At 63.9% G+C, this 16,887-nt stretch carries 10 protein-coding genes; 8 read left to right on the top strand and 2 right to left on the bottom strand.

The window, feature by feature from the left end; all coding sequences use genetic code 11:
• Positions 1-5: 5 nt before the first annotated feature.
• The 8 genes from KBX07_RS08100 to KBX07_RS08065 all read left to right on the top strand — a co-directional run bounded on the left by KBX07_RS08100 (position 6) and on the right by KBX07_RS08065 (position 14,607).
• Positions 6-1,820, top strand: a complete 1,815-nt coding sequence (locus KBX07_RS08100; protein ID WP_256023706.1) for a hypothetical protein — start codon at positions 6-8, stop codon at positions 1,818-1,820.
• 71 nt (positions 1,821-1,891) lie between these two features.
• Positions 1,892-2,899: an alpha/beta hydrolase family protein gene (locus tag KBX07_RS08095; protein ID WP_255998673.1), complete on the top strand. Its 1,008-nt coding sequence runs from the start codon at positions 1,892-1,894 to the stop codon at positions 2,897-2,899.
• Positions 2,900-3,122: 223 nt separating this feature from the next.
• On the top strand, positions 3,123-5,057 hold the full coding sequence (locus tag KBX07_RS08090; protein ID WP_255995092.1) for an alpha/beta hydrolase-fold protein: 1,935 nt from the start codon (positions 3,123-3,125) through the stop codon (positions 5,055-5,057).
• Positions 5,058-5,060: 3 nt separating this feature from the next.
• Positions 5,061-5,531: a DUF732 domain-containing protein gene (locus KBX07_RS08085; RefSeq protein ID WP_255995093.1), complete on the top strand. Its 471-nt coding sequence runs from the start codon at positions 5,061-5,063 to the stop codon at positions 5,529-5,531.
• The gene (locus KBX07_RS08080; protein ID WP_005288096.1) at positions 5,531-6,448 is read left to right on the top strand and encodes a cutinase family protein; all 918 of its coding nucleotides are present in this window, start codon (positions 5,531-5,533) and stop codon (positions 6,446-6,448) included. The genes KBX07_RS08085 and KBX07_RS08080 overlap by 1 nt, the downstream gene beginning before the upstream one ends.
• 8 nt (positions 6,449-6,456) lie before the next feature.
• Complete coding sequence (locus KBX07_RS08075; RefSeq protein ID WP_256023705.1) at positions 6,457-8,277, top strand: FadD32-like long-chain-fatty-acid--AMP ligase; 1,821 nt, start codon at positions 6,457-6,459, stop codon at positions 8,275-8,277.
• 26 nt (positions 8,278-8,303) lie between these two features.
• Entirely contained in the window at positions 8,304-13,079 is a 4,776-nt protein-coding gene (gene pks13 / locus KBX07_RS08070) for a polyketide synthase Pks13 (protein ID WP_256023750.1), read from the top strand.
• The gene (locus tag KBX07_RS08065; protein WP_005288108.1) at positions 13,066-14,607 is read left to right on the top strand and encodes an acyl-CoA carboxylase subunit beta; all 1,542 of its coding nucleotides are present in this window, start codon (positions 13,066-13,068) and stop codon (positions 14,605-14,607) included. Before pks13 ends, KBX07_RS08065 begins: the two co-directional genes overlap by 14 nt.
• Positions 14,608-15,029: 422 nt before the next feature.
• Here the strand turns inward: KBX07_RS08065 and KBX07_RS08060 are convergent, their stop codons facing one another.
• The gene (locus KBX07_RS08060) at positions 15,030-15,422 is read right to left on the bottom strand and encodes a DUF3054 domain-containing protein (RefSeq protein WP_005288110.1); all 393 of its coding nucleotides are present in this window, start codon (positions 15,420-15,422) and stop codon (positions 15,030-15,032) included.
• Between the two features lie 137 nt (positions 15,423-15,559).
• Complete coding sequence (locus tag KBX07_RS08055; RefSeq protein WP_005288113.1) at positions 15,560-16,882, bottom strand: cyclopropane-fatty-acyl-phospholipid synthase family protein; 1,323 nt, start codon at positions 16,880-16,882, stop codon at positions 15,560-15,562.
• Positions 16,883-16,887 lie beyond the last annotated feature (5 nt).

Raw genomic sequence — 16,887 nt, 5'->3', positions numbered from 1 at the left:
CTGCCATGCATGATCGCGCCCGCCTCTCCCTGCTCATCTCCGCAGCGATAGCGGGCGTTTTCGCATTCTGGGGCGGATGGACCCGCCGCTGGATGAGCGACGACGGGCTGATCGTCCTGCGCACAGTCCGCAACATCCTGGCGGGCAACGGACCGGTGTTCAACGTCGGGGAACGCGTGGAGGCCAACACGTCAACACTGTGGCAGTACCTCATCGCCGCCTTCGGCTGGATCCCTGGCGTGCGGCTCGAAGACGTCTCGATGTGGTTGGCCCTCATCTTCACCGTGACCGCCGCTGCGAGTGCGACGTGGGCATCGGGCCGATTGTGGGGGCACACAGTGCTGCCGTTCGGCATCATTATCTACCTGGCGTTGCCCCCGGCCCGAGACTTTGCCACCTCCGGTTTGGAGTGGGGGTTGTCCCTGGCGTGGATCGGCGTGTGGTGGGCGCTGCTCGTTGGATGGGCGAAACAGCCTGACACCCGTGTGGTGTACTGGCTGGCCTTCTGGGCAGGACTGTCGTGGTTGGTCAGGCCGGAGCTCGCGCTCTACGGCGGATTGACCGGACTGGTGCTGTTGTTCTTCTCCTGGCGGGATTGGCGGCGCATTGGCGGCATTCTCGCGGCAGCCCTTCCGGTGCCCGCTGCGTACCAGATCTTCCGCATGGGCTATTACGGTCTGCTCACTCCGCATACCGCGGTGGCCAAATCAGCGTCGGACTCAGCGTGGGGCAGTGGTGCTGCGTACGTATGGGACACAGTGCAGCCGTATGCGCTGTGGCTGCCGCTGATCGGTGCGGTGGCACTCGGCGTGTGGTTCAGTCTGCGGTTGCAGTCACGCGAGGTCGTCGTAGTCGGGCTTGTTCTCGTGTGCGGGCTGCTACACATGCTGTACGTCATGCGCGTCGGCGGCGACTTCATGCACGGGCGCATGGTGTTGCTACCCCTGTTCGCGTTGCTGCTGCCCGTCATGGCGGTGCCTGCCACCTTGGTCAGTGGAATCGGGTTGGGTGCCCTGGTGATTTGGGCGGGCATTGTGGTCTACCGCGGCCACGACCTCGGCTTCGACGTCTTCGTGGAGAGTCCGGAAAACCTCGTCGTCGTGGATGAGCGCGAATTCTGGACGGCCGTAATGATGCGGGAATCCGGTGATCCGCCGCGGTATGCGGAGGACTTTCTCGTCGCGGACTTGCTCAACGGCTGGCCCGAAGGCCTGGAAGAGGCGCGGCGGCAAAACTCCGGTGCGCTGACCATCATCCGCTTCGACGACAACCCCCGCCACTACACGTGGGTGCCGCGCGCCCGCACGACGGCGGACACTGACCTGCAGGACATCCCGACTACGGCGTACCTGATCAACCTGGGCATGACGTCAGCCAACGCCCCGCTCGATGTGCGTGTGCTCGACTCGGTCGGTTTGGCCACCCCGCTGGGTGCCCGCCAGCCGCGCGACCTGGACGGGCGCATCGGACATGACAAGAACCTGCCTCTTCACTGGCAGTTGGCGGATTCGGCTGTGGGGGACGAAGGGATGCCGGATTACGTCGATAAGCAAACGGTGATGCAGGCACGAGCTGCGCTGCGCACGCCTGAGCTCAATGAATTGCTGGCGACGTCGCGCGAACCGATGAGTCCAAAGCGTTTTTTGAAGAATATGGCGTATTCCTTAAGAAAGGGACGCAATCTGGAAGTGAACGATGACCCGAAGATGTACCTGGATCAGGAAACTCTGGACCGCATCGCCGCAGGTGAGGACGTGGGTTTGCAGGGGCCGCGGATCTTCTGGCCAACGGCACGGCTGGAACAGAAAGTAACCGGTTGATAACATATCGATCACGATGAACGATGAACTCAATTGAGTCATCCTGATTTTTTCTAGTGATTGGTGAACCGATGAACGCGACTCTCTCCGTGCGCCGCGCTGTGGTGGCGCTTGTCACGGCATTCGCTGCCGCGATGATGCTGCTCGTTGCCACCCCCGAGGCTGACGCGAACCCGCGCGGTTGGCTGCGCCCCGACGCAACCGGCCACTGCACGTGGGACCCGGTGAAGTACTGGGTGCAGCGCTGCGACGTGTACTCCCCGGCCATGGGCCGTAACATCCCGGTGCAGATCCGCCCGGCTGCCCGCGGCGGCAACGCTGGCCTGTACCTGCTCGACGGCCTGCGCGCCACCGAGCAGACGAACGCTTGGGTGCACGACGTCAACGCTGCGGCTGTCTACGAGAACGCCAACATCACGCTGGTCATGCCGATCGGCGGCGAGGGCTCCTTCTACGCTGATTGGCAGTACGACCCGAAGTACGGGGGCGGCAAGCCCTACAAGTGGGAGACCTTCCTGACGCGTGAGCTGCCGGGCTACCTGCAGCGCCACTTCGGTGTCTCCCCGACGAACAACTCCGTCATCGGCCTGTCCATGGGTGGTACCGCGGCGATGAACCTTGCGGCGAAGAACCCGCAGCAGTTCCGCCAGGTCCTGTCCTTCTCTGGCTACCTGACCACGACGCTGCCGGGCATGCAGACCATGCTGCGCGTGGCGCTGCTCGACGCTGGCGGGTACAACCTCAACGCTATGCACGGCTCCATGGTCAACCCGGAGCGCTTCGCCAACGACCCGTTCTTGAACATGAACGGTCTGCGCGGCAAGGACATCTACATCTCCGCCGGACCGGGCATCCCGGGACCGCAGGACGCGAAGTACCCGAACGACCAGAAGCTGGCTGGCGCTGGCCTGGAGTTCGGTGCGATGGTGACCACCCGCGTGTGGGAAGCGAAGGCTCGAGCCGAGGGCCTGAACGTCACCTCGGATTACCCGCCGAACGGTCTGCACAACTGGGACCAGTTCGGTAGCCAGCTGTACAAGACCAAGGGTCGTGTGCTGAACCACATGAACGCCTGGTAATCACGGCACCGGCACAACATGGCCCCTGGGAAGATCCTCGCCCAGGGGCTTTGTTGTAGCATCACGATTAGGTCGTGGGCACCCGGCGTGTCACTGACCTAAAGTCTCAAGTTAAACTTAAACTTTGCCACAGAAACCGAGGCCCGGCCTGGGAGAGGGGAAACTCCTGGGGTGGTGAGCTGAACCGGTCATTTCGTCATCCGAGATTTAAGGGTTCAACCACATGCGCAAGCTTTCTAAGGGCCAGCTCCTGGCGGCCATCGCTGCACCAACCGTCATCGCTGCCGGAATCGCCGTCGTTCCTGCCGAAGCACAGAACGGCTCCGACCTGTCGTCCGCCATGTCGTCGGGCCGCGGCATCTCCGACGGCATCCGTCCGTCCGACCCGCCGCCGCGCACCCCCATTGAGGTGGACAACAACCCGCAGGTTGAAGGCCTGCCGGAGGGGGTGTCCGTGGACCGCATCGAGTGGCTCACCCAGCGCCGCGTGGCCGTGTACATCAAGTCCGCCGCGATGCCGGATAAGCCGATTCAGGTGCAGATCCTGCTCGCCCGCGACTGGCACTCCAACCCCCAGGCGAAGTTCCCGGAGGTGTGGGCACTCGATGGCCTGCGTGCACGCGAGGATGAGTCCGGCTGGACCATTGAAACGAACATCGAGCAGTTCTACGCCGACAAGAACGTCAACGTGGTCCTGCCGGTGGGCGGCGAGTCCTCCTTCTACTCCGACTGGCAGAAGGCGGACAACGGCAAGCACTACAAGTGGGAGACGTTCCTGACCAAGGAGCTCGTCCCGGTGTTGGACAACGAGTTCCGCTCCAACGGCTCCCGCGCTGTCGTCGGCCTGTCCATGGGCGGTACCGCCGCGATGAACCTGGCGGAGCGTAACCCGCACCTGTTCAACTTCGTCGGCTCCTTCTCCGGTTACCTGGACACCACCACGACCGGTATGCCGACGGCCATCAAGGCCTCGCAGATGGATGCCGGCGGCTACAACTCTGAGGCCATGTGGGGCCCGATCGGTTCCCAGGACTGGATCGACCACGACCCGAAGCTGGGCATTGAGAACCTGCGCGGCAAGACCGTCTACGTCTCCGCAGGTTCTGGCCAGGATGACTACGGCCAGCCGGACTCGGTGGCAAAGGGCCCGGCTGTCCCAGCGGGCGTGGGCCTGGAGGTCATCTCGCGCATGTCTACCCAGACCTTCGAGCGTTACGCGAAGAAGGCGAACGTGCCGATCATTACCCGCTACCGCCCGTCCGGTGTCCACTCCTGGGAGTACTGGCAGTACGAGATGACACAGGCATGGCCGTTCATGGCGAACGCGCTGAACGTCCCTGAGGGCGACCGCGGCGCGGAGTGCAACGCGGTCGGCGCCATCGCTGAAGCGACGAAGAACGGAGCGGTGGGTTCCTGCGTGAACAACGAATACGACGTCGCCGGCGGCAAGGGCAAGGCTCAGGAGTTCCGCAACGGTTCCGCGTTCTGGTCCCCGGAGACCGGCGCGCAAGTGCTCTTCGGCTCGATCCTGGCTAAGTACAACGCACTGTCGGGCCCGGCAGGTTGGCTCGGCTTCCCGAAGACTGGCGAGCTGAAGACGCCGGACGGCAAGGGCCGCTTCGTCCACTTCGAACGCGGCTCCATCTACTGGACCCCGCAGACTGGCGCGCAGGCGATCCCGGGCGACATGTTCGCCGAGTGGGGCAAGTCCGGCTACGAGCGCGGCCACCTCGGCTACCCGGTCGAGGAGGCACAGGCTGTCGGCGGCGGGTACGTGCAGAAGTTCGAGAAGGGCTACCTGACCCGCAATCCGGACAACAAGGGCCACTACCAGGTCTTCGGCGCTATCGGCGCGAAGTACGGCGAGATGGGTGCTGCCCGCTCCGACCTGGGCTTCCCGAAGTCGAATGAGCGCAAGATCAACGGCGGCTTCTTCCAGGAATTCGAGAAGGGCAACATCTACTGGTCCCCGAAGACCGGCGCCCACGTGATCTACTACGGCGAAATCTTCGACCACTGGGGCAAGAAGGGCTGGGAGCAGGGTGAGTTGGGCTGGCCCACCTCCGACATGAAGAAGATCCCCACCGGTGGACTGACCATCACCTTTGAGAATGGCACGGTCGAGCAGGTCTTCGGCAAGGTGCGCGAACGGAAGTAAACCATGAAGAAACTCCTACCGGCCGTCCTCGCCGCGGCAGGGCTCACACTCGCCGCGTGCGGCGGCACGACTGTGGACAGCGACGACGTCACTGCGACTCAGTCAGCACCGTCCACAACCGCAACGGAAGCAACCACAGAGACGCAGACCGAGACCTCCACCTCGGAAAAGTCGGACGAAGCTGATCCGGCACTGGGCAATGAGGGTGCGGCCAGCGAGGTCGAGGCGCCCGCGGACGAGCCGATGCGCCCGGCCGAGGAGGAGGCGTACCTCGAGGCGCTGCGCGAAGGCGGCGTCAATGTCGACGGCAATGAAGAACAGCTCGTCTCCACTGCTCGCACCATCTGCGACGGCAGCATGATCACGCGTGATGCTGTCGCAGGTCAGCTGGTCGAGCAGGAACAGACGAAGCTCGACGCCGATAAGGTCGCAGAGCTTATCGACGCCTCCGCCAACGACCACATTTGCAGCTAATGAAAGCACGCAACGTATTGACGGTGATTGCCGTCATCGCAGTCCTCGCCGTCATTGCGGTGGGGGCTGCGCAATGGTTTGGACCCGGTGAGGGCCCCCTTGAACCGGGTAAGGATCCCGCGCCGCCGTCGGCCGAGGAGCCTGGTTGGTGTCCTGCGGTGGAGGTGATTTCGGCACCGGGCACGTGGGAGTCGTCGAAAAGCGATGACCCGTTCAACCCGACGGCGAACCCGATGAGCTTCATGCTCTCGATCTCGAAGCCGCTGCAGGAACAATACGACATCAACCACGTGCGTGTGTGGACGCTGCCGTACACCGCGCAGTTCAAGTCGATCCAGTCGCGCAAGGAGATGAGCTACGACGACTCGCGCAATGAGGGCACCGAGCGGCTCAATGCGGAGCTGAAGTTCGTGGCGGATACGTGCCCGTCGACGCAGTTCATTCTCGCCGGGTTCTCCCAGGGCGCGGTGATTGTCGGCGATATTGCCAGCGACATCGGCAACCACCGCGGCGTCATCCCGCCGGAGCGGTTGCGCGGCGCGGTGATGATTGCCGACGGCCGCCGCGAAAACGCGGTGGGCATCAACCCCGGCGTACCGCTGAACGGCATCGGCGCGGAGATCGCGCTGCACCCGCTCAACTCCGTGGTCCAGGCAGTCGTGCCGGGCGCGACAATGCGTGGGGTGCGCGACGGCGGTTTCGGTGCCGTTAATGACCGGGCGATTGAGATTTGCGCGCCAGATGATTCGATCTGCGACGCACCGCCGAATGTGGGCGATGCGCTGGGACGCGCCCGCGAACTCGCCGAAGCTAACGGCGTGCACGCGATGTATGCGTCCAACCCAGATGTGATTCCCGGCACCACGACCAGTCAATGGACCGTAGAGTGGATTCGCGAGAGTATTGACAATATGTAAGGAGAGCCATGGACCTCGAGCAACTGCTCTACCAGTTCTACGACGACGACAAGATCGACTTGCCGCCGGAACTGTCCCTGTTCCAGTTGTGCGAGATGCTCTACCAAGGCAGCGCAGAAATGGGCACGGGCGACCTGCACCAGCTGCGCTACTGGGACTACTCGGAAGACCGCGAAGGTGTGGCCGTCGATTACACCCGTGAGGATGTGATCACCCGCATCAAGGCTGTCGGTGCGCGCTTGCAGCAGACCGGCCAGCCCGGCGACCGTGTGGCCATCATGGCGAACAACTCGCCGGAGTACCTCTTCGGTTTCATGGGTGCCGTCTACGCCGGCCAGGTGCCGGTGCCGCTGTATGACCCGAATGAGCCGGGCCACGGCGAGCAGCTCACCGCTGTGCTGGCGGATTGCGGCGCGAAGACCGTGCTAACCAACAACCTCGGCGCGAAGGCCGTGCGCGAGTTCTTCGCGGAGACACCGAAGCCGCAGCGCCCCCGCATCATGGTGGTGGACTCTCTGCCGGATTCCCTGGCCGAGTCCTGGGTCACCCCGGACGAACCCGAAGACATCGACCCGGTCGACCAGGTCGCGTTCCTCCAGTACACCTCCGGTTCGACGCGTCTGCCGGCCGGTGTGGTGCTGACCAACCGCGCGATCCTCACCAACGTCCTGCAGATCTATGACGCAGTGGAGCTGAAGATGCCGCTGCGCTTGTCGACGTGGCTTCCGCTGCACCACGACATGGGCATCATCCTCACCATCTTCGTGGCAATCATGGGCATCGAGTTCGAGCTCATGGGCCCGAAAGACTTCATTCAGCAACCGAAGCGGTGGACTGATCAGCTCACCTACCGTGAGGGCGACGAGGAGCAGTTCACCTACACCGTCGTGCCGAACTTCGCCCTCGACCTGGCCGCCCGCTACGCAGCGCCGGAGAACCCGGGCGACTACGACTTCTCCAATGTCGACGGCATCATCGTCGGCTCTGAGCCCGTGACCAAGGCGGCCGTGGAGACATTCGTCGAGGCGTTCACGCCGTCCAACCTGGACCCGAAGGTGCTGCGCCCGTCCTACGGTCTGGCAGAGGCGACACTCATCGTCTCCACCCCGCAGACGGAGGAGCGCCCGCACTTCGTGCTCTTCGATCGTGAGAAGATCGGTGAAGGCACCGCCGTCGAGGCCGAGAACGGCATTCCGTTCGCCTCCAACGGCCAGCCGGTGCCGGACATGCACTACGCGGTCGTGGACCCGTCGACCCGTAATGAGGTTCCAGAAGGCACCGTCGGCGAGCTGTGGATCCACGGCGACAATGTGGCCGTAGGTTACGAAGGCCGCGAGGAAGAAACCCAGCAGACCTTCGGCAACACCCTTGGCGAGCGCTTGGCAGAAGGTTCCACCGTCGCCGAGGACGCGCCGTCCGAGGGCTGGCTGGCCACCGGTGACCTGGTTACTTTCTACAAGGGCCACCTCTACATCACCGGCCGCGTGAAGGACCTCATCGTCATCGCCGGCCGCAACCACTACCCGCAGGACATCGAGGCGACCGTCATGGAAGCTTCCGACCACGTCCGTGCGGATTCGGTGGCGGCGTTCGCGGTGCCGGGTGAGGACGTCGAAAAGCTCGTCGTGCTCGTCGAGCGTGCCGAGGGCGCCGACGCTGCTGCCGACCCGATTGCCGAGGACGCGATCCGCGGCGCGATCTCCCACACCCACGGCATTAGCCCCGAGGTCATCCGCTTCTACGCACCGAATGACATCACCCGGTCTAGCTCTGGAAAGATTGCGCGACAGGTGAACCGCAACAAATTCCTCGCGGCCGACGATAAGTAGACGTGTCCGACAACAGAAAGGTGCCCATGACGGAGAGTGAACTCGTAGCGTGGCTGCAGCAGTGGATTGCTGGCGCGACGGGAGCTGAGGACGTCGACCCGACCCTGCCCCTGGAGAACCTGGGGTTGTCCTCGCGCGACGCGGTCATCCTCTCCGGCGAGCTCGAGCGGCTCCTGGACACCAAGCTCGACCCCACCATCGCGTACCAGTACCCGACGGTGGAAGCGTTGGCGCGAGGTTTGCTCGCGCCGAAAGCACGCTTGTCGACGACATCCGCGCCGGTCACCCGCCGTGCCGGGACCGGTTCTGGAGATGTCGCCATCATCGGCCGCGCGGGGCGGTTCCCCGGTGCGGCGGACGTGGATAAGTTTTGGGACCTGTTGGTTGCGGGCCAGTGCGTGACCGGCGACCTGCCGGCGGGCCGCTGGTCTGAGTACTCCGCGGACCCGGTGATGAGCGCGAAGATGCGCGAACAGAACGTCCAGGGCGGCTACCTGGATGACATCCGCAGCTTCGACAACGAGTTCTTCGGGCTGTCGCCGCTGGAGGCGACCAACATGGATCCGCAGCAGCGCATCATGCTGGAGCTGGCGTGGGAGGCTCTCGAGGATGCTCACCAGCCAGCCAATGAGCTGCGCGGTACGCCCGTCGGTGTCTTTGTCGGCTCGTCTTCGAACGACTACGGCATGCTCGTGTCCTCTGATCCGGCAGCAGCGCACCCGTACGCGCTCACCGGCACGGCCAGCTCCATCATCCCGAACCGCATTTCCTACGCGTTCGATTTCCGCGGCCCGTCCATGAATGTGGACACGGCTTGCTCATCGTCACTTGTGGCAGTGCACCACGCTGTGCGCGCGCTGCGCGACGGGGACACGAACCTCGCCCTGGCCGGCGGCGTGAACATTCTCGCCTCCCCGTTCATCTCCACCGCGTTCGCTGAGCTCGGCGTGATCAGCCCGTCCGGCCGCATCGCCGCGTTCTCCGACGACGCCGATGGTTTCGTCCGCGCTGAGGCAGCCGGCTTCATCGTGCTCAAGCGCGTCGAGGACGCGATCGCCGACGGTGATGAGATCCTCGCCGTGATCAAGGGCTCCGCCACCAACTCGGACGGCCACTCCAACGGCCTGACAGCCCCTAACCCGGAGGCGCAGGTGGACGTACTGTTGCGCGCGTATACCGACGCTGGTGTCGATCCGGGCACCGTCGACCTTGTTGAAGCCCACGGCACGGGTACGGCGCTCGGCGACCCGATCGAGGCGTCCGCTCTGGGCGAGGTGCTGGGCGCGAACCGCCCGCTCGCGGAGCCGATTCTGCTTGGCTCCGCCAAGTCCAGCATCGGCCACACTGAATCCGCCGCCGGTGTGGTGGCGATGATCAAGGTGCTCGAGGCCCTCACCCATGACACTGTTCCGCCGAGCGCAAACTTCACCGAGGGCAACCAGTACATCGACTTCGACGCCACGCGCATCGAGGTCGTTGAGGACCCCCGCGAGTGGCCGCAGTATTCCGGCCGCCGCGTTGCCGGTGTGTCCGGCTTCGGCTTCGGCGGTACGAACGCGCACGTCGTGGTCACGGACTTCGACCCGGCTGACTACCCGACGTCGGCAGACTCTTCCGAGGCCCCGGCCGAGGGCGGCTTGGTCGACCCGGAGAATCCCAACCTGGTCCTGCTCCCTGTCTCCGGGTTATTGCCGTCGCGCCGCCGCGACATGGCTGCGACGATCGCCGAGACGCTGAGTTCGAAAACGGATCTGCGCGCTGTTCAGCGCACGCTGGGTGGGCGCAACCACGGCCGCTCCCGCGCAGTGGTGACAGCGAGCTCCGTCGAGGAAGCAGTCAAGCGGCTAGGTGCTGTCGCTGAAGGCAAGAACGCGCCGGGCATTGCCTCTGCGGATGCCCCGCAGACTAGCGGCCCCGTGTTCGTGTACTCCGGTTTCGGTTCGCAGCACCGCAAGATGGCTAAGCCGCTTATGGAGCACTCGGTCTTCTTCCGCCAGCGCATCGAGGAGCTGGACAAGGTCGTCGGCTTTGAATCCGGCTGGTCCATGGTGGACCTCATCATGGACGATGAGCAGACCTATGACACAGAGACCGGCCAGGTCACCATCACCGCCATCCAGATCGCGCTGACGGATCTGCTAGCCAGCTACGGCATCACCCCGGCCGCCACGATGGGCATGTCCATGGGTGAGATGGCCGCGGCATACGCCGCTGGCGGTCTGTCCGCCGAGGACGCCATCGTCATTGCCTGCGCCCGCGCCCGCCTCATGGGTGAAGGCGAGCAGCAGGTTGCCGGCACGGACGGTGAGGGTGCCATGGCGGTGGTGGAGTTGAGCCGGGAGCAGTTGACGGAATTCGTCGATAAGCACCCGGAAGCTCAGGGCGTGGAGCCTGCTGTGTACGCAGGGCCGGGCATGACGACGGTCGGTGGCCCCGGAAAGGCCGTCGACTACCTGGTCGCAGCGCTGGAGGAAGAGTCGAAGTTCGCCCGCAAGCTGCAGGTGCGCGGTGCGGGCCACACGAGCATGCTCGACCCGATCCTGGGTGAGCTCGCCGCGGAGATCGCCGGCACCCAGCCGCGTCCGCTGCGCATCACGCACTTCGGCTCCGTCGATGGCACGCACCACGCGGGCGAGACGATTCACGATGTCGATTACTGGATCCGCATGACGCGCCAGCCGGTCATGTTCCAGGACGCCACCGAGGCCGCGTTCGCCGCCGGCCACACGACGCTGGTGGAGATTTCCCCGAACCCGGTGGCGATCATGGGCATGATGAACACGGCGTTCTCCGTGGGCAAGCCCGACGCGCAGCTGCTGTTCTCGCTCAAGCGCAAGGAGAACGAGGTTGCGACGCTGCTGGACCTCGCCGCGAAGCTCTACGTGAACGGCATGCCGGTCGATTTCGCCGCGCTTGCGGGCGAAGGTCCGCGCGCAGACCTTCCGCACACCCCGTTCCACCGCAACGAGCTGTGGACTGACGCACGGCCGTCCAGTTCCGGTTCCGGTCCGCTGGGTGCGCGCGTGTCGCTTCCCGACGCCACCTACGCCTACGCCACCCCAGCCGACCAGATCTTCTCCTCGATGCAGTTGGTGGAGATCGCCGCAGCTGACGTGGACCCGGAGGCCCGCGTCGTTGCTGCAGAGGAGCGCGCGCCGCTACCGGCTTCGGGCGAGCTGACCACAATGGTCCGCCGTTCTCTCGGTGGTCTCACCGTGCATGTCTACAACGGGGCAGTGCTGGTCGCGGAAGGATTCGCGTCCACGCTCAACCTCGCGGAGACGAGCCTGCCGGGCGTGACCAACGCCCCGGAGGCCCCCGAGATGGCCGCCGCCCGCGAGAAGATGATCGCCGGTGCGAAGGCTGATTCCGAGATCGACGCCGTGCGCTGGGACCCGGCCACCGAGACGGTTGAGCAGCGCTTGCGCTCTATCGTCTCCGAGTCCATGGGTTACGACGTCGACGATCTCCCGGTCGAGCTCCCGCTCATTGACCTGGGCCTTGATTCGCTGATGGGCATGCGCATCAAGAACCGCGTGGAGAATGACTTTCAGATCCCGCCGCTGCAGCTTCAGGCGCTTCGCGACGCCTCCGTTGCCGACGTGATCACGATGGTCGAAGACGCGGTCGAAGGCCGCCCCGAAGAACCGCAGCCAATGGCGGAGAATGACCCGAACCGCGATCCGGGCCAGGCCGCCGCGAAGGCGAAGGGTGTCGGCGTGGCCCCGCGTGACGCGTCCGAGCGCATGGTCTTCGGCGCGTGGGCCAAGTACGCCGGCGCGGCTGCCGCGGGTGTGACCAGTGAGTTGGATCCGATCACGGACGAGCAGGCGGCAGATATCGCCACTCACCTGAGTGATCGTTCCGGCATCGAGGTCACCGCCGAGCAGGTCAAGGAAGCTGAGACTCTCGAGCCGTTGGCCAATATCGTCCGCGAGGGCTTGGAGACCCCCGTCGAGGGCAACGTCCGCGTGTTGCGCGAGCGTACCGACGACACTACCCCCTCCGTCTTCGTCTTCCACCCGGCTGGTGGGTCGAATGCGGTGTACCAGCCGTTGACGCGTCGTTTAGCGGACAACGTGCCGGTCTACGGGCTGGAACGACTCGAAGGCTCGCTCGAGGAGCGCGCTGCCGCCTACATCGAGGACATCCGTGAGTTGTCTGCAGGCCTGCCGATTGTGCTCAGCGGCTGGTCCTTCGGTGGCGCGCTGGCGTACGAGATCGCGTTTCAGCTCGACGAGCTGAAACGACGCGGCGAAGCGGACGTGCAGGTAAAGTTCATCTCCCTGTTGGACACCACCCAGCCGTCGAACCCGACGCCGGACACGCCGGAGAATGTGCGTGCCCGCTGGGACCGCTACGCGGAGTTCGCGAAGGACACCTACGGGCTGGACTTCGAGGTGCCGTACGAGCTGCTCGACACCGCTGGTGAGGATGCGCTGTTGAACATGCTCGGCGAGTTCTTGGCCTCGACCGACGCCTCCCAGCACGGCCTGGCGGCGGGTGTGCTTGAGCATCAGCGTGCCTCCTTCGTGGACAACCAGATTCTTGCGAAGGTGGACATGCAGCGCTGGAAGGATGTCGACGTTCCCGTCCTGCTGTTCCGTTCTGAGGGCATGCATGAGGGCGCGATCATGCTGGAGCCGGCCTACGCGGAGATTGATCCGGATGGTGGCTGGGCCGCTATCGTGGACGACTTGACCATCGTTCAGCTGCCGGGTGATCACTTGGCGGTGGTGGATGAGCCGGCGGTGGGGATCGTCGGCAAGCATATGCAGGAGTGGATAGATGACAACCGCTGAAAAACTCGCTGAACTGCGCGAACGCCTCGAGCGTGCGCAGGACCCCGGCTCCGAGCGTGCGCGCAAGAAGCGTGATGACGCTGGCCAAACCACCCCGCGCCAGCGCATCCAGGCGCTTCTGGACGACGGGTCCTTCGTGGAAACCGGCGCCCTGGCCCGCACCCCCGGCGATAAGGACGCGGTCTATTCTGACGGCGTTGTGACGGGGTACGGGCGGATCGACGGCCGACCGGTGGCCATTTACGCCCACGACAAGACTGTCTACGGCGGGTCGGTCGGCGTGACGTTCGGCCGCAAGGTTGTCGACGTCATGGAGTTCGCCATCAAGATCGGTTGCCCAGTCATTGGTATCCAGGACTCGGGCGGCGCGCGCATTCAGGATGCAGTGACGTCGCTGGCGATGTACTCCGAGATCGCGCGGCGCCAGCTGCCGCTGTCGGGCCGCTCGCCGCAGATCTCCATCATGCTGGGTAAGTCCGCCGGCGGTGCTGTCTATGCGCCGGTGACCACGGACTTCATTGTCGCCGTTGAGGGCCAGGCCGAGATGTACGTCACCGGCCCGGCTGTGATCAAGGAGGTCACGGGCGAGGCGATTTCCTCTGCTGAGCTCGGCGGTGCCGTCCAGCAGGAGCAGAACGGTAACGTCACCGTGACGGTGACCAGCGAGGATGAGGCTTTCGAGTTCGTCCGCGACTTGCTTGGCCACCTGCCGACAAGCACGTTCGACGAGCCGCCCGTTGTCTGGGCCCCAGCGGACGAGGACCTTGACGACTCCGCACTCGACGACTTCATGCCCGACGACACCAACGCCGGCTACGACATGATGGACCTGCTGGTCCAGCTTGGTGACGACGAAGAGATCCTGGAGATCCAAGAGAACTACGCCCCCAACTTGATCTGCGCCATTGGGCGTATCGACGGCAGGCCTGTCGGCTTCGTAGCCAACAACCCGATGCACTTCGCCGGCTGCATTGATGCCGATGCCGCTGACAAGGGTGCTCGGTTCATCCAGACCTGCGACGCTTACAACATCCCGCTCGTCTTCGTCGTGGACACTCCTGGCTACCTGCCCGGTGTGGATCAGGAGAAGGTCGGCTTGATCCACCGTGGCGCGAAGCTCGCGTTCTCCGTTGTGGAGGCGACCGTGCCGAAGATCTCCCTGATCGTCCGCAAGGCCTACGGCGGTGCGTATGCCGTGATGGGGTCGAAGAACCTCACGGGTGACTTGAACTTCGCGTGGCCGACTGCGCAGATCGCCGTCATGGGCTCGGCCGCTGCGGCCGTGATGATTCAAGGCAAGCAGCTCGCCGCGATTGACGACGAGAACCAGCGTGCTTACATGAAGAAGGTCTTCATGGACTTCTACGAGGAGAACATGACCTCCCCGTACGTCGCGACCGAGCGTGGTTACCTCGACGCGATGATCCAGCCGTCTGAGACCCGTCTGACGTTGCGCCGCGCCCTGCGCCAGCTGTCCACCAAGTACGAAAACGACCTGCCGAAGAAGCACGCAATCCGGCCGCTGTAGATCGCTGCGCTGCGTCTTTTCCCTTTTTCGCCGAAACTGTAACGTTTTGGTCACGCTCGGAGATACAGATTGAGTAATGCTTTTACCCAAACTCTTTCAGGAGGTTTTTCCATGCTGAGCAGCGCAATCGACATCGTCGCTGAAATTGCCAACTACTTGAACTGGATTGTCCGCAACGTCCAGCAGGGCAAGTTCGACATCGGGTTGTAAATCCCCGCCTGTTTCCCATATCCCCGTCGGTTCGCAGCAAGGCGTTGACCGGCGGGGTTTCCCTTTGTCGAAAGCGGTGAGGTCACTGGGGGGGATGACGGATAGGGTTCGTGGGCCGTTGTTGTGCCTCGATTCAGCGTCAGATCCGAGGCAGATTGGATGTAAAAGAAAAGTCGGTGACTCTCCGTAGGTCGCCGACTAGTTCGCTCTTACTATCGGGCGAGCACGCCAGAGATGCCGCGCCACCCCAACATCAGTAGCGCCGACATCACGCACGCCACGATGACGAAAGACCAGTGCGGCAGTGCCTGGTTCCGGATACCCCAGATAGCCAGTCCGGTGACGACGGTGACCAACCAGATCAAAGGGCCGTGGCCGGTGGCTTTGGTAGTCCCAGTGTCTGCGGACGGTTCGGTTGTGCGCAGGCCAAACTCCACGATGACCCAGCCTAGGGCGACTCCGATAGCGAAAGGCCACACAGTGGAGGCCCAGCCGGCAAAGTTGAACGGCATGTCGTCTGACTGGTGGGCCAACCGGGCGAGCAGAGCGAAGATGGCGATAGCGAGGAAATCCAGGGCGACGGCGGTCGGCTTAGTGATCTTCATGTTCTCGACTCTAGCCCCCTGAAAGCATGCATTCGGTTTGCGTGCCTGGCAAATATGGGCCTGAACAGTGTTGCTCGATGCAAACGGTTCGAAACATGTGGGGGGAGCTAGGCTGCTTGCCTGATGCGGCGGGCGGGTTAAAAGACGGAGTCGTTCCACCAGCGGCGTTCGGGTGTGCCGGCGCGTGAGCCGTCGTGGGCTAGTTTGATGCCCACGATTTGGTGCAGCTCGACGACATCATGTTCGAAGCCCCATTCAGAACCGGCCATGTACATTCCCCAGAGTTTGGCGGTGTTTTCCCCGACGAGCTCGACGGCCTGATCCCAGTTGGCCTTGAGGTTCTCGCACCAATCGCGGAGGGTGCGCATGTAGTCGAGGCGGATGTTCTCTTCGTGGAAGACCTCGAATCCGTGATCCTGCATGTTCTTGACCACGGTGCCGGAGCCAGTGAGCTCACCGTCGGGGAAGATGTAGCGGTCCATGAACTCGCCGCTCTTTGTCTTGTGGTTGTCGGGGTAGGTGATGCAGTGGTTGACTAGGACGCCACCGTCTCGAAGCTTGCCTGAAAGGAACTCGAAGTAGGAGGGGTAATTGTCCACGCCGATGTGCTCGAGCAGGCCGATCGATGAGATCGCGTCGAAATCGGTCTCGTCGACGTCGCGGTAGTCGAGGTAGCGGACCTCCGCGAGGTCGGCGAGGCCCTCCTCCTCAATCGTGGCCTGTGCCCACTCGGCCTGTTCTTTGGACAGGGTTACTCCGAGTGATTTCACGCCGCGGCGGGCAGCATAGCGCACCATGCTACCCCAGCCGCAGCCGATGTCGAGGTGGCGGTCGCCCGGTGAGAGGTGCAGTTTTTCAAACACGAGGCGGAATTTGTTCTCCTGCGCATCATCCAGGCTCGCATCAGGCGTCGGATAGTAGGCGCAAGTGTAGGCCATGGAATCGCCGAGGAAGAGTTCGTAGAACTCGTTGCCGACGTCGTAGTGGGAGGAGATAACATCCGCGTCGCGTTCTTTCGAGTGGCGGGATAACCCTTGGCGCACGCGGCGCTCGAGCCATGACGCCTGCTCAGCTTCGGGGATTGGCTGAATCTGAATCGCACCCATGGAGCGCAGCGAGCGTGCGATGCGCAGGCCGGTGGCGACATCGGGGCGCTCGAAAGTGTCGTACAGGGTGCGCAGGTCATCGAAAATGCCGTAGGGGTGCGCGAGGTGCTCGCCTTCGACGGTGAGTCCACCGGTCACCCACGCCCGTGCTAGACCTAAGTCGCCCGGGGCGGTGGCAATATAGGACAACCCCTCGGGGCTGCTCACGCACACAGTGTGATCGGCGTTTTCGGGGCCGGTGGCCGATCCGTCGAAAGCTTCCCAGCGGAAGGGGTTGCCGGTGGGGAAGAGGGTGTCCACGATCTCTGCGACGGTCATGGGGGTGAAAGAGCTGTGCAGATTGTCAGTGATCATGGTGT

The sequence above is a fragment of the Corynebacterium sp. CCUG 70398 genome (assembly GCF_024454055.1).
Taxonomy (GTDB): Bacteria; Actinomycetota; Actinomycetes; order Mycobacteriales; family Mycobacteriaceae; genus Corynebacterium; species Corynebacterium genitalium.
This window is presented reverse-complemented; position numbering and strand designations above follow the sequence as displayed.